The sequence below is a fragment of the Pelagimonas sp. genome (assembly GCF_050633425.1).
GTDB lineage: Bacteria > Pseudomonadota > Alphaproteobacteria > Rhodobacterales > Rhodobacteraceae > Pelagimonas.
On the sequence record NZ_JBOEGM010000013.1, the window covers coordinates 44,651 to 59,003 of the forward strand.

At 51.1% G+C, this 14,353-nt stretch carries 13 protein-coding genes and 1 tRNA gene; 3 read left to right on the forward strand and 11 right to left on the reverse strand.

What is annotated here, in order from left to right:
• Nucleotides 1-144: 144 nt before the first annotated feature.
• From ACRBB0_RS11325 to ACRBB0_RS11360, 8 genes are all read right to left on the reverse strand, one after another.
• The gene (locus ACRBB0_RS11325; protein ID WP_431374542.1) at nt 145-1,287 is read right to left on the reverse strand and encodes an SAVED domain-containing protein; all 1,143 of its coding nucleotides are present in this window, start codon (nt 1,285-1,287) and stop codon (nt 145-147) included.
• Nucleotides 1,287-1,811 (reverse strand): Mov34/MPN/PAD-1 family protein, encoded by a 525-nt coding sequence (locus ACRBB0_RS11330; protein ID WP_431374543.1) that lies wholly within the window; start codon nt 1,809-1,811, stop codon nt 1,287-1,289. The genes ACRBB0_RS11325 and ACRBB0_RS11330 overlap by 1 nt, the downstream gene beginning before the upstream one ends.
• Entirely contained in the window at nt 1,801-3,519 is a 1,719-nt protein-coding gene (locus ACRBB0_RS11335; RefSeq protein WP_431374544.1) for a ThiF family adenylyltransferase, read from the reverse strand. The genes ACRBB0_RS11330 and ACRBB0_RS11335 overlap by 11 nt, the downstream gene beginning before the upstream one ends.
• The gene (locus ACRBB0_RS11340; RefSeq protein WP_431374545.1) at nt 3,519-4,754 is read right to left on the reverse strand and encodes a nucleotidyltransferase domain-containing protein; all 1,236 of its coding nucleotides are present in this window, start codon (nt 4,752-4,754) and stop codon (nt 3,519-3,521) included. Before ACRBB0_RS11340 ends, ACRBB0_RS11335 begins: the two co-directional genes overlap by 1 nt.
• A 255-nt stretch (nt 4,755-5,009) precedes the next feature.
• A complete protein-coding gene (locus tag ACRBB0_RS11345) occupies nt 5,010-5,903 on the reverse strand; it encodes an alpha/beta fold hydrolase (RefSeq protein WP_431374546.1) in 894 nt (297 codons plus the stop codon).
• A gap of 78 nt (nt 5,904-5,981) precedes the next feature.
• On the reverse strand, nt 5,982-6,344 hold the full coding sequence (locus tag ACRBB0_RS11350) for a hypothetical protein (protein ID WP_431374547.1): 363 nt from the start codon (nt 6,342-6,344) through the stop codon (nt 5,982-5,984).
• The gene (locus ACRBB0_RS11355; RefSeq protein ID WP_431374548.1) at nt 6,295-6,915 is read right to left on the reverse strand and encodes a hypothetical protein; all 621 of its coding nucleotides are present in this window, start codon (nt 6,913-6,915) and stop codon (nt 6,295-6,297) included. The genes ACRBB0_RS11350 and ACRBB0_RS11355 overlap by 50 nt, the downstream gene beginning before the upstream one ends.
• 50 nt (nt 6,916-6,965) lie before the next feature.
• Entirely contained in the window at nt 6,966-8,093 is a 1,128-nt protein-coding gene (locus ACRBB0_RS11360) for an amidohydrolase family protein (RefSeq protein WP_431374549.1), read from the reverse strand.
• A 1,066-nt stretch (nt 8,094-9,159) separates the two neighbouring features.
• On the opposite strand from ACRBB0_RS11360, the gene ACRBB0_RS11365 reads away from it, so the two are divergent.
• Both ACRBB0_RS11365 and ACRBB0_RS11370 read left to right on the forward strand, forming a co-directional pair.
• Nucleotides 9,160-9,390 carry a helix-turn-helix transcriptional regulator gene (locus ACRBB0_RS11365; RefSeq protein ID WP_431374550.1) on the forward strand — a complete coding sequence of 77 codons (231 nt, stop codon included), beginning with the start codon at nt 9,160-9,162 and terminating at the stop codon, nt 9,388-9,390.
• A gap of 125 nt (nt 9,391-9,515) precedes the next feature.
• Nucleotides 9,516-10,979: a phage/plasmid primase, P4 family gene (locus tag ACRBB0_RS11370; RefSeq protein WP_431374551.1), complete on the forward strand. Its 1,464-nt coding sequence runs from the start codon at nt 9,516-9,518 to the stop codon at nt 10,977-10,979.
• A gap of 107 nt (nt 10,980-11,086) precedes the next feature.
• Here ACRBB0_RS11370 and ACRBB0_RS11375 read toward each other — a convergent pair whose 3' ends face one another.
• The gene (locus ACRBB0_RS11375; protein WP_431374552.1) at nt 11,087-11,380 is read right to left on the reverse strand and encodes a hypothetical protein; all 294 of its coding nucleotides are present in this window, start codon (nt 11,378-11,380) and stop codon (nt 11,087-11,089) included.
• A gap of 106 nt (nt 11,381-11,486) precedes the next feature.
• On the opposite strand from ACRBB0_RS11375, the gene ACRBB0_RS11380 reads away from it, so the two are divergent.
• The gene (locus ACRBB0_RS11380; protein ID WP_431374553.1) at nt 11,487-11,840 is read left to right on the forward strand and encodes a hypothetical protein; all 354 of its coding nucleotides are present in this window, start codon (nt 11,487-11,489) and stop codon (nt 11,838-11,840) included.
• Between the two features lie 491 nt (nt 11,841-12,331).
• Here the strand turns inward: ACRBB0_RS11380 and ACRBB0_RS11385 are convergent.
• Together ACRBB0_RS11385 and ACRBB0_RS11390 are read right to left on the reverse strand one after the other, a co-directional pair.
• Nucleotides 12,332-12,406 (reverse strand) — tRNA-Phe (locus ACRBB0_RS11385).
• 1,454 nt (nt 12,407-13,860) lie between these two features.
• Nucleotides 13,861-14,073, reverse strand: a complete 213-nt coding sequence (locus ACRBB0_RS11390; protein WP_431374554.1) for a transposase — start codon at nt 14,071-14,073, stop codon at nt 13,861-13,863.
• Nucleotides 14,074-14,353: the final 280 nt, after the last annotated feature.

Below are 14,353 nucleotides of genomic sequence, written 5' to 3' on the forward strand. Positions count from 1 at the left end.
GCAACCGCGAACATCGCACTAGTTTCCGAACAAGCGGACTTTCAATACGTCAACGCGAGCGGTAAATGTTGCAACCCGTTGATCGCGGAAAGTAGTGCGTAGGATGTTCAGCAATGACCTTGGCGTTCTATGTCATTTGAGCGACTAAGAGGATGAGTCAAATGACAATCTGCGTGCGAAGCCTTTCCCTCGAACTTGATCAAAAATTTCAATTACAGGGTGTACCTTGGGCTGCCAAACCCTGCCAAATTCGACTGCGCACGAAACAGGGACAGCGGGAAATACAGATAGTGTGACCCCCATCCCGTGAGCGTTCTTGATCTCATCAAGTGTCGCTCGGACGATGGATCTGTATCGGCTTAGATCGCTTTTGTGACGGATCACGCCATGAGCTTGTGGATCACTGGAAATGTCCCAGATCGATACATCGTCACCAATCACATCTGTAACGCGATCATCTGCTATGTGCGATGTCACCGAGAGCTTAAGCGCCACCTTCTTCGTCCCCTCCCGACCTTTGGTGCGCGAGAAACTCACCTCGGGCCCGTCTTCAGGCCATTTCCATTGTGCAGGTTCACGATGACGTTCGTATACATCAACATCCGAAATATCGGAGACAAGACGACCAAGTTCCATCAAGAGCGGTATCGGGGCTAAGCCAAAGATCGAAAGGTGGCGGATATCACCGCTCTCAAACCTGCCCTTCACATTCTGTGAGACGCCGTGCCGTAGTGTTTCAGGTTGCACGTTCCAGTAAGACTCTTCGCTGTCTTGGAAGTGCATGCCGCGCACCTTAATCTCAATTGATCTCCTTTCCGCAGGTGTTCGATCCGGCATGATCGCCGAAACACAGTCATCAAATGGTACAGCCGTTTCGTTGGGGCCAATCGGAGCGGAGAACTGCAAAATATGGGAACGGCTGTCTGGACCCGAAGACAAAGCCAGATCGACCCACTCCTCATGCTCCCTTTTCCACTGCAGCAACAGCTCTTCTGGGTAGTCCTGCCAGGTCCTTTTGCCGTCGATTATGCGATGATGGACATCGCACATGAGCATTATGTTTGATGCATCATCCGATAACTGGTGCGACCGCGTGGGGTGCCCTCTCGGGCCTTTCGGCGAAGAAGCGACGACATGGGCCAGATAAGCAGCATTGATTTCCGCTTTTCCAGCAATCAGATCATGGTCGAGGGTTTTTTGGCAGTTTTTGAATTGGCATCGACCAGCAGCACGCCCCCAAACCAGCAGCTTTGTGACTTCGCTCAGTTGTTTCCCTCTGTTCGACATTAGCTGTGCCCCCCATTTTTGTCGGTCGCATCCATCCCAGGAAGCAACGGTGTCAGGCGATCGTGATCGATGATCAACTGTCCTTGTTCAGGTGGTAGACCACGTTGGAAAGTTGTGATTGTGGCCTGGAGCACCGCCATGCCCAACAGGCGAACAATGAGTAACGTGGCGAACGATGGCCCACTTTCCTCAACCATCTTCGTCATTGCAGCTACGTCGATGTCACTGGGTACTGGCGGGAAAGTCGGATGCGAATGCCATTCACCCAAATAATCCACTCGTCCACTTCTGTCCGCATTCGCAGCTAAAATGCCATCAAGTTGAGCGCCATGTGTGGTTGGAAGACTGGCAAAGCGATTGTGCGTTCCAACATCCAAGTCAACTGTGAAACCGACCAGTTCAAACGTCCCAGGCGCAAGCTGTTCTGCAGCCAACCAACCGCCGATCTCTCGGAGACCACCTTTTTCCAGGCACCCTCGCATCGCATTCCATTGTGCAGGGGGAATTGTGAGACTAAGGGGCATAAATGACCCCCAGCTGGTCCAAGACCTTTTCTGAAGAGAGACCATTGTCGCCAGCCTCCCCGTCGCCCCAACCAGCATTTGAGCTGTAGACAACGGGATACGTATCGAACGGATGCTCAAAAATCCATCCTTTCCGCAGGCCAACGAAATAAGCAGGTTCGGGATGGATCCTCATTTCTGGCGGCGAGAGCACATCCAGCGCATGGCGAACCAATCTACTTCCGATCGCTCCCACGTCGCCATCGGAGGCGAATAGCGGCTGTTCTTGGCCCTCCTCTTGAAGGCCATAATTGCGCTGTTCTCCTTCCGGCGGCGTTTCGCCTTTGGCATCACACCAAGCCTGTAGTTGGGAAGCGGCAATCATAGGAGCCGGGTCTTCGGCCGGAACGCTGCGTGCAACCAGCCCACCAATTCCACCGGCGTAGACGCGCGCCCAGACCAGTGGCTTTCTCTTCTGCGTACAGATTGCTGCAGCCATACGAAACACGCCGCTATCAGCCGTTGTATCGACAACAAGATCACAAGAACTGACGATCTCGCCAAGCTTCGCAATGTTCTGAACAGTCGATTGTGATGTCAGGCTCATTCCGAGCGCGGAGACTAGGACACTTGGGTTTATGCGAACCAGCCTGTGCTGGAGCGACATTGCCTTGTGATGCCCAACATCCAGCTCGTCTAATTCATTTCGAACCAAGTTGTCTGTCCAAAGGACATCGTTATCGAGCAACATGAATTGCCCAACTCCTTCGCGAGCTAGGCTTGCGGCAACCTTGGAACCGAGAGACCCTGCTCCAATTATACAAACGCTGGATTTTCTGAATGTCTGTCCATGAACCCTCCGTTCTTTTGCTTGGGGCGGAGCGAATGTGAGAAAAAGGTCAATCTTTCTCTCGTTATCCGCATGCCAAACACGGAACAGAACCTCTTGTCTGCCGTTCGAAAGAACGACCAGCATACTCTCATGTTTGTTGACCCATGCTCGCAACCAATGAGGCAAAAGAAAAAAGAGTTGCTCCTCGACGTCATGCGCATAGAGATGGGGAATATTCTGGATGCCAGGCAAGCGGTAAAGGACACCTCGAACCCACTTGCCTCCAGTCCCTGGGCCATCGGCTGGAACTCGCAATCCCTGATCATGACCAATGGAGGCGATGCGCGCTACCTGCGTTTCCATTGTTCCCCACCTGTGCTCTACGGTCAGGCGAAGTTCGGTTGCGCGCCCAGCCAACCGAGTCCTTAGTAGGTCTGCAGTCTTTGGTGGGAGCATGAACCGCAATGGATATGCTGCAAGCACCGTCGGCAGATCGGTGGGATGAGCACTCTCAACATCAGATATGGCGTCGTTGGCCGGGGTGGCCTCGATGAGCGCTTTGGCACTTCGAACCACATCTGTACTCTTACAATCCGGATGCCAATTGTCGGACCTGTATTGGAGGCAAAGCTCGCCACCCGCTCCATATTGGTGCTGGGAAAGCCTAATGGTGTCATCTGCCGGAACCACAAAAGGTGGCAAATCTGGAAAAAGTACTGGGAAGACCATGCGCAAAGGAACGCGCCTGTCCTTGGTCAGCAGAGTGAATGACCAACAGACTAGGCCGTTGCTGTCTTGGCCAAAATTACCATCCTGGAGCCAATCTGAAAGCCCTTCTAGTGTTGAAAGCTCTTCACACTCTCGAATTAGCCGCTCTTCATTCTGGGTGAGGCTCATCAACCAAAGCCCTTAGGCTCCGTTGGTCTGCGTTCTTCTTCACCAAACACAAGGCCAGGAGCGGAGGCACCGCCTGCGAGAGCTGGTGCGGCTGTCGCCGCGCGAGATCCAGCTGACGACGCGAATCTTGATCGGGTTGCTTCCGTCAATGGGTTCCCGAGGCTACGTGCAAGCTCATTCAAGACGATGCCTGCATCAGAGAACTTTTGCACCGCACCGAAATCTTGCCGAGCTGCTTCTAACCACTTGAAGAAAGCCGTTCGCCGCTCTGGATACGTTTCCCAGCGATCAGCGAAGTTTTCAGAAGGGTCGGTCGGGTTCGGTATCCAAGATATGCTACCTCGCTGCTCTATAGCGAGATGCATGTCGCGAAGAATCTTCGCTATTGCATCTGATACTCTGTTTTCACCGGAGTACGCGTGGCCGGACAGCGTCGTTAAGATGATGCTTATTACCTTCAAATCCGGATTCCTCTCAGCGAACCATTCGTCTCTATGCCGCTTGAGGATCATAATCGAAGACTGCAAAGGCGTCCGGACCCGGAAAACTGGCACGTCCTCCACACTGGCGGTCACTTTACCTTGCGCATCCAGGAACGCACGCCGCCTTTCATTCAGTTGTTCGATCTGTCTCGATTTGAACCAGGAAGCAAAGCCACGTGGGTTACTTCGAGGCCAGTCGTCTGTGATGACATTGTATGTGGCTGTCTCGTCGCTATCGGTGATGGCAATTGCCCCTTCAGCCAAGGCTTCGTCTGCCATGTATGAAGACAAAAGCAAACGCATGTTCGATTCGTTCGGTACAGCGGGCAGCACATCCATGTGAAACTGCGCTCCGTCGGCATAAACCAATGTGCAGCATCTGCGGGATTCTCCCACCTCGTTACTGATACCGCGCGCTTTTCGATACGCTTTGAGCTCATCCTTCAAAAGCCTACGCAGATCAGCTTGCGTGATCGACATTTTGCTCAAGGACCGGAATGCAACGACGATGTCCAGATCATAGTCCTCGTCTGAAGAGGCGGGTTTAATTGGGGTCCCCAAGGCAAAGGAACCTTGAACATAAACGTCTGGATCGAACTCACGCACCTTGGACTCGGCGCGGTGTAGGAATTCACCAAGGTCTTTGTAGCGACTTTCAGCCCGATCAAAGCGATCTTGTGGTACTGCTAGCTCCTCGGCCAATTTCTCAATCGCTATGTTGTACCCGTATCCAATGTCCGAATGCCTATTCATCAAAAACCCTTAATCTAAAGTCGTTCAACTTAAAATGATGATGCGGCGGCACATTTGCAACCTCTCAATGGGCTAATTTTCAGCTTACACCATAGCCGCAGCGAATGTCAGAAAGTTGCCGAAGGCGAGACACGCCGTACTACGATATCGAGCATCCGCAGCTAACGGCAGCAATGCGGATTACGATCGCAGCAATCGGCTAGCACGCTAAAGGTCTCCTAAGGGCCGTCTACTTATCGGGCGTCGTCCAAGCAACTAAAGAAAGTCCTCGACTGCAACGATGAGCTGATCGACATAAGTATACGCCACGCCGTGACCGGCATCTTCGAACGTGCGACAGACCGAGTTGCGGTTCCACATGTCAAACCGCTTCTTTGCACGGGGGTGTGTGATAGTCGCGTCATTTCCTGCGAAAATAGCCCTGACGGCCACGTTGGAGGCTGCAATATTACGGTGTTCTATAGCCATGCTGTTGGCCAAGGCTCCTTTCAAGGACGATAGCAGCGCAGGTAGGTAACCTCGATAATTGAGTTCTCCCAATTGCCTTGCCAAGGCGCATTTGACCGCATCGTTATGCAAGTGGTTTTTGGCTTGCTCGCTAAACTCTTTGCTGAGCCTAGCCGGTGCAAGTGCATAAAAGACTGGATCGAAGATTCTCGGCAGGTTTCGAGTAACAAATCGAATGACTGGTAATTTCACATAAGTTCCAGCAGGCGCTATCAGTAACAAACGGTCAACTTGCTCCAAACGTTCGCTTACAAACCGTGCAGCGATAGCTCCGCCCATTGAATATCCTACGACATTTAACTGGACCTGATCGAGCTGTAATCGCTCCAACAGTTCCGACAAGTGCTGAGTAAAGAACTCAACCGACTGCTTTCCTGGAGGCCGCTCCGAATAGCCTCGCCCGTACAGGTCATAGGTCAGGACCCGGTAGCCCTTTTCCTGAAACTTTGGCCTCAATTCTCTCCATGCGTAGCTGGCAGTAGACCAACCATGAATGCAAACAAGCAAAGGCTTATCGGAGGGCTCATCTAGTTCATAGTATGTGCGTCCGGCGGAAAGATCTTCGAAGGCTCCCGCATCACCTGCGGGAAGTTCGCTTGGGACGACATCCCGTTCAACTTCTTCTAGCTGCCAGTTGTTCACAAAGCGCCCAATTTCTTACTGCACCCGGAAAGTTACAGTGTAACTCGCGCAAAAATGTCCAGGGAACACCGCATCGCTTCAATAACCAATTTGAGCGGGTAGACTAAGGATGGCACCTGCATCTTCACCAATTGAAGGGAGTACTTCGATTTGAGTGCCATCTATTGTCAGATCGTTAGGGAGTAAGATCGTACCGTCTTGAGCTAAGAAATCAGACAATTGGTCTCCTGGAGCACAATCCGTGCATCCCTTAGGGGTTTGTGGAACGGGAAAATGGCAACCTACTTCAACGAAAGGATTACAGGTAACTACGCCCTCGGAACGAGCGGCTTCTTCGATTGCCGTTCGCAATGCGCCCTTTGTGAACTCCTGTGGTTCAGCGGCTCCTACGCTAAGAGCCGATAACGCGGCAGAAAGAAATAGCACTTGTTGGAATGACATAAGCCTCTCCTGTTTTTTGACCCTCTCGCACCGTTTGATAAACCGGTGCTAGGAAAGTGTGATCTTTAGATTGGTAAACAAGACGAATTCTTTGCTGCAACGAAAGTTCGTTGATGCCGCTAGCCAATTCTGTCAATTGCGCGCGGTCTGAAGTGAGTTGGCAAAAAGCAACTTTTCCAGCACCATCCTTCCAGATTGAGCGCGCATGCTGGTATCCGAGGACTTGCCCACCCCAGGTTGCCGCTATCACAAAGCCAAAAACCGTAAACGAGACAATCGCCACTTTGGCCGTCGCTCCAACAAGATTTCTCGCGGAAAAAAGAATTGAACCAGCGAGAATAGTGGCGGAGAAAGTTGCGGCAACCCGCCAGTCTTGGAACAGGGCCACTCCGCGAAAAAGGATGTCAATCCAAGCCATATCTAGCTGGAACAACGACAGGCCGAAGCTCCGAAAAAAAGTATGAGTGTACGAGTATCCCAGGATGACAAGCCCTAAGCCCAAACCGCTCGTGAATATCTTAACGAAGTCGGCGTTAAACTGGCTAACTTGCTCTGGTGCAAACTTTCTCATCACGCAAATCCTAAGTGAAGAAGCCAAGCGCAGTTCGACGGCTGATTTAGTCAGTGGAGGAAATCAGTCGGGTTTTTGCGGGCAATTTCGTCGAATATTTGTTCGCCAAGCTCGTGGCAGAGCTTCATTGAGAGGTAGCGCTCATCGAATTTTTCCTTGTGAGTCATGTAGTAGTCTGAGCCAAACAGCACGCGGTTGCGAAGCTTAGGACTACCGCGAAGAAAAACTGAAAGCGTGGAAAGGTGGTCTTCGACATTGAAAATTGTGTAGGAGATATCGGTGTACAGGTTATCAAATTCGTCGTGTTCGATCATCTGAACAATCTTGCTCAACCAGTTCATCTTTGACCGCTCAGAAGTTGAAGCGTCAACGTCTACTTTTTCGCGACTGCTTGGTTCTTTGAAGTACTTTTCCCAATCATCATCCCCGCCAAAATGCGCAAGACAGATTTTGAGGTCTGGAAACTTTCGGCAAACCTCACGATAAACGTCAGGATCAGTCAGGGCTTCAACCTGTGCTCGCCTAGTTCTCATCGGGAATTCACGGGTATGAACGCCTCCCCGTGAGCAGTGTGTCATTATTGGAAGTCTGTGGCTCTGGCAGAAGTCGAAGAGAGGGTGGAATATCGGGTCAGCGCAGCTGTAGCCTTGCGGAGGATATAACTTCACCCCTCGAAAGATACGATCTCCGTTGTCTTGCTTCCGTTCGAACCATGACCTCGCGTTTTCAAGCATTTCCTGCCCATTAGCAAAGCGTCGAGGGTCTACTGCTACAAATGGCAACAGCGTACCTCTACTTTCCAGCGCCAACCTTGCGAGCTCTTCATGCTGGTCTTTGATTTCAGCCTTAGGTTTCCCAGCGTGCATGAATGCCATATCCATGGGCAACACGATAAATTGACTTTTAGGTGGATAAAAGCTTTGAACTTCTTGGAAAATTTCCTTTTGCGAGCGCCCAGCGGAGGTTCTCAGGAAATCTGCAAAGCGACTGAATCTGTCTCGATCTGAGAAAGGGTTCACCCAGGTTAACCCTTTTCCCAACCATTTCGCCAATCCTCTACGCTTGGTTTGCAAGGCTTTTGTTAGACCCAGGGGCAGGAATTTATTGGGCACATGGTCTAGAGTGAAGGTGTGTATGTGGCAATTCACGATAGGGGATTTAAGATCGTCTTCTGACATGAGAGCCGCCCAAAATGCATCAACTAAGAATCTTCTCCAATACAATCTCAGCTTGTATTATTCAGCGGCTTACGGTCAAGCTTTTCCTTTTTCAGCTCGCTGCACAAGTCTAGAGCATTTTAAAATTGCTGCTTTCTATGTCTCCGCAAATGTCCGCAATCCGGACTGCAGCCGCAGCATAAATTGCAGGCTTCCGAAGTCCGGTTGGGGCCGTTCGCACGTACATTAGCGAGACGTTTTCCCGCCCATCGGCAAGGGGTCGGAGGCTGTCCCAATCGCAGATTTTTGCTGCGCAAAATCTGTTCCTTGTCCGGGCGCTCGCACGCGAGCCACGGATCTCGCGCGCGCCCTTCGGGCCGCGCCCGGCCAAGCGATTGGGAGCCTGTCAGCCTCCTTGACGGCCCATCCCCGCCCGGCGTCTCACGACGCCATGCCCGCCCCCGGTGCCCGGGGGCTGGGCGGCGTCGAGCGTCTTGCGCGGGACTGGCCCGTCAACCCACTTGCCTCAGGGCTACTCATAGGCCGTTTCCGCGACGTGAATGCGCACTTCTCCCAAGTGTTGCAGCAAGCCCAACCACCCACCTTTCCAGCTCCGAGGCCGCGCACCGGCGAAGCGCAGCGGAGCCGGTGATGGGGCCGAGGAGCGTCGGCCAACGCAGTTGATCCACACGACCTCAAAGCCATTTGATCACCTCTTCGAGTCTTCACTGCGCCATAACCATATGATTGTGTTTTAAAATATGGGATGAACTTTATCAGAAAGATTTTTTCTTGACTATCAGGATGTCAGTGGACATCTTCGCATCAACAGAGATTCGAATGAACTCTGTTAGGAGCGAAGACCAACCAAATGGTGTCTACTGATACCTGCGGAGTCCTTCTCGCTGCGGTAAATCGCCCAGGACTTGTTCACGTCCGACCTTGATCTGGTCGGCACAGGTGTTTGCTCCGGAAGTTGTCAACAGATCGGGAAAAGCTAAGCGTGGCTTTAAACCTTATCTAGCTTCATTAGCATGCTTCGAACGCGTGGCCTGGGCTGTCTGAAATATGCAGCTAGGGGATACCTATGCAAAGATCATCGAAGCTGAAAAAGCTCATCCGAATGCCTGAAGTCATGTCGATGACGGGTTTGGGCCGTTCCACTATCTACAACAAGGTGCAAGCTGGGGAATTTCCCCGTCCGCTCAAGATTTCCCATCGGCACGTAGCTTGGGACATGCATGATGTATTGTCGTGGATCGAAAGCCGTCCTGTCGCCAATGCATCAACTTGGCTCAAAGAAAGCCCACATAAATAAATCTTACCGGCAAGAGCCGATGGGAGATTTCTGATCTTTTTTCTGCAGAATAAAGCTGCAGAGCCAAGCATAGTGGTAGAAACTTACCAAGTCGGCCTTTGTCGTTCAATCGAGGAACCTCGAATATGAACGCTAATGCAATACTCGTAAACCAAGGAAACTCCGCGACCCAAGCCTTGGAGCTTCAAAATGAATACAATCAAGTCAAAACAGTTCGTGACCTGGACCTAAGCCATGATGGCCAAGCAAGCCGTTTTGGAAAACAAGGGTTCAATCAGGGAGCAAAATACACCTCTCTATTATCCGAATGGAAATTCTGGGACGGTGTGGTTTGGAAAAAAGACAAAACTCAAAATTGCAGAGCCAGGATACGTGCTTTTGCAAGGGCAGAGGCAGAACTACTTCTAAAACTGGCGACTGCGGAGGCCCAGTCAATGGGTTACGCGGGCAACGAGCTTCTGAACTGGGCTCGTACCAAGACTCGCCAGTTGAAGAGCATGGCCAACATCAAAGCGGTAGAGGTAATCGCGCAAACGAATCAAGGTGTCCCAGCACTGCCAGAGGATTTTGACCCCGACCCATTGCTCCTTGGAACGCCGTCCGTCACGGTTGATCTCCGCACCGGTAAAATGAGGCCTGCACGACGTCAGGACATGATCTCAAGGCAGACCAATTGTGGGCCTGCTGACCTTTCCTCTGTACCAACCCTCTGGCTTTCGTTCCTTGAACGAATCTTCAATGGCGACCAGGAGATTATTGACTTTATGCAGCGAGCCGCAGGCTATGCTCTGACGGGAATGAACGAAGAGCACAAATTCTTGTTCCTTCATGGCAGCGGGCGAAACGGAAAAAGCGTTTTTCTCGAAACCCTGAGGTTTGTGATGGGGGACTACGCCACAACTGCTAGCTCTAACCTTTTGCTTGCGTCGAAGTATCAAAAGTCCACAGAAGGAATTGCAGCACTACGAGGCGCACGTTTTGTTTCCGCATCCGAGATTCCGAAACGGGCAACATGGGACGAGTCACTATTGAAACAATTGACCGGCGGTGAGGCTGTCACAGCGCGCTTCTTGTACCAGAACAATCTGACCTTTGTGCCTGAGCTAACTTTGATGATTGCTGGTAACGAAAAGCCAAGTTTGGAAAGCGTTGATCCAGCAATGAGGGCGAGGTTTGTTTTGGTCCCATTCAATGTTCAAATTCCAGAAGAAGAACGCGATCCTCACCTTGGCGCAAAGCTGAGGGCTGAGGCACCGAAGATTCTGAGCTGGATGATACAAGGTGCCCTGCAATGGCAAGCACATAGCTTGGCGGTGCCCGAGGTGATTAGGGTGGCATCCGATGTTTACCTGGAAGAAGAGAACATCATTCAGAACTTCCTAGACGACGAAACGGAGGTCGACGCCGCGTCGAACGTTCCCACCCAGGGCCTCTTCTCGCGATATCAAGAATGGTGCAAGAACCAAGGTATCCAGCCGCAGATCAAGAAGGCATTCAAGAATGATCTGATCATGCTTGGCTTCAGGGAAACGAAGCCTGGAAATTGTCGCGTGATCAACGGCCTTCGTCTTCGTAGTTTGTTGCCCTAAATTGACTTGCCACAGCTGGGAGTGCCCTCCTGGCTGTGGCTCCTAATCGGGTCAGTTCAGGTCATCGGTAACGTACCAAAAATCCAGAAATTCCGTTTCTTCCGGTACTAGGTCAATTTTGAAACAGAGTATTTTCTATCGATGTTTATGTGAAAACCGGTTTTTTTGGAGGTTTTGGTGAGAGCCTGGTGCTGATGATGAAAGATACCCTTGCGTCGGTTGGTTCCAGATTTGCCTTGATTTAACCATTTGAGACGCTCTGGTGGTGACAACAGCAGCTTGGTTTCTTTGACGTATTGCCGTCTTTCAGCCATGTTTTCTGCCGGAATATTTTTGCATGTCATTCCTCGGATTGGCTCTTTCCTCTTCTTATGCACTAACGGGCGGACCAGAATTTCCAAGGTATCCCCCCCCCGGCCTTCAACACCCAACACAAGGGGCTGACGCCCCCATTGGATTTGGCACAGGCCAATGACCCAAGCCAATCAGAATGAAGGAGTACCTTGAATGGCCGGAATATTCTTGTCCGCACGCAACCTGATCACGACCACCATCGACACAACAAGTAACGTAGTTTCTGCCACAGGGGCGCTGATCCGCACCGCAACCGATGGAGTGGACACGCTCGATCATGCCGCACAGGCTTACTACAGCAGCATCAAAGCAGGTGCATTTGAACGCAAAGCCTGCGCCGAGAAAGAGGCAATCCTGTCCGAAGTGCGTCGCCATGTGAATGTCATGGCTGAACTGGAGCAGGACATGCGGCGTCACCCTGACATCTACAAAGAGTTTGAAACGCTGTCAGAGGCCTCTATGAAGCGTTGGGAAGGTAAGCAAGGGCAAAGAGAGACGGACGACTAGGTTGCCTAAGAGGCCGCTAAACGAAAACCTATGCCATTACCCCAAAGCTATTGGGTGAGACAGCGATCAGCGCGAGCAGGTCGCTGACCTCATTGTGGCCGATAGAAAGGGCCAAAATCGATGACGCAGGGCATGCCTGCCACATTCTACTGGCGGCTCGATCACCGGCGGATACGTTTAGAGAGAGTACGGTTCCTGTGGCGCTTGTCTTGTTCGTGGAACGGTTGCCCCTGGTACCAAACGAGGACCGACTATTCCGATACATCCATTGTTCGTGACCCCGCAGGGCCAATCGACTTAGTTGCATGGTGGAAGCCTAGAATCTAAAGTCCGATCCAATGAATAAAGCCTACTATAATCGCCCTATAAGCTATCCAAAAACAACGACCTAGGGAAGTCTAGCTCTCCACCGGAGTTGGGGGCTATAGTGGGGACCAAACTTATCGTTAACCCATTTTCGGCATAAAAATCAATTACTTAAATTGATTTAATGGTGCCCGGGGGCGGAATCGAACCACCGACACGAGGATTTTCAATCCACTGCTCTACCCCTGAGCTACCCGGGCATGGGTGAAGGTCTGTCCTTCGGGTGAGGGGCGGTCTAAACGAGGTAGCAAAGAGTGTCCAGTGCCTTTTTGAAGAAAAATGCATCGGTGCGCAGACGGAGGTGTTTTTCGCTTTCTGATCAATCTCCAGCATTGCAGATTTTTCCTACTATCCCCAAATTTGTTCTCCTTGCAATCCGCGTTGATTGGATGTTTGTCATCATGGAGATGGGGTAAAAAATTATTTTTCTCATGAGGTTAACGTGATTTTCGGTTTCATTAAGGAGTGTTTTCTTGTGCGCTTCTAGGGTTCTCGCCGCACCTGTTTCTTCTTCGCCTACGCAATACAAATGGCCCTTTTCCAGGACAAGTGTTGGCTGATGTTAGGTTCGTCAGGAACGTATCATGGCCGAAAGATAGTATCGTCGACCAAACATTTACAAGAATGAGCGAGGCGGCCTGAATGGATGAAACAAAAGGCCGCATAAATACCAAGGTTCACGCGATCTGTGATGGCCCGCACTTACCTTGTATTTGGTTTGTCACCGCCTGTGGGGCGGTGGACGCGTCATGATTTGATGCCGATCTTTTGATGATTTCGGGGCGAGGGAGACGAGTTTTGTACGCAGTGCGAACGGAAGAGTTTCGAGTGGATTCGACGTGAAACGTTCTGATCTGCAGTCTCACAAGCACACCTAATTTTGCTAATCGCGTCGATGAGGCTACAAAATCGGCCGTGATGAAATCCGCTATCTACTTCGCTGAGTATGGCCAGGTCCGCACGACCAATGAGTTGTGCAGTTTGGCGTCTTTGTCTCTACGCGGTGCGGGCCGATCTGGATGACTGGCTGCGCCTATAAAACCACGAGCGCACGTATCAGTGAAAATGTGTTACTGCAGAACACCCATTGAAACTATGATCTAGGGGAAAAAATCTGGCGGGAAAAGTTCATGAACTTCGCTTGACTGGCACCGCCCATAAAACGGAAAACTGTCAGATCAAATCTCATCCACTACACTTTATTCGTTTGGTTTTGTTTGTGGTGCGAAGCGTCAGTTTGTGGCCTTCGAAGTAAGTGGAGCTTGTGGCGTTTTTTGCACCATATTGGAAATGGCTGATGCCATGTTTACCGTTTTTGCTCCGCGTCTACGAGCTTGGTGAGGCATTCTGCCATCGGGTGCTGTACTTGTTCTCTTCGCGACCACAGTTTCTCGATCTCTTGGGGGGAGACCTTGCGATCTGAGTGGCGTCAGCCTCAATGGTGCTGCCATCAACAGCTGGGTCTGTGCCGCCGACAAAGCCGTAGCCCACGCATTTTTCAACAACGTTCTCAAACAGGCGACACATAATATCGCCATCGGCAAAACGGTCCCCTCGGCAGCATCCCTTTGATACGCCTGCCGGGCAAATGCATGCCGGTTTTTCGAAAACTTTGAGGGTCAGGTTCGCGGCCGTCCAGGCTCAACTTGCAAAATCACCGATACGCCAGATTTAGATGGGCATCGTCGACCAAGCGCCGCTCTGAGCGGAAGCCATACAGATAGGCCACCAACGTCATGCGCAACATGAAGTCAGGGTAGACAGGCGGGCGGCCCGTATGAGTGTACAGGGACGCCAACTCATTGCGAACCGCGTCGAAACCTAGAAGCCAATCGATTTTGCGAAGTAAGTGGTTTTTTAGGGACATGATTCTCAAGCCTGAACCGTTAAAACTGATTTTTTGCGTTTCTGGCTGTCCCATCATCTCTGAGTTCTTCTAATATTTGGAGAGATTGAAACAGTGGTTTGATTTTTAATTAGTAATAGATTTTTCTCCAGTATCGACCGTTTTAGATCTGCCGATAAAATCGGATTTTTACTGGCGTAAATGACTGGGTCGAGATGGCCGTTTGATACTAGATAAAAAATCCAGGGAAACAAACTCTGCATATTGGGTTTTTTCTAGAATCGACTTAGTCTTTTGACGT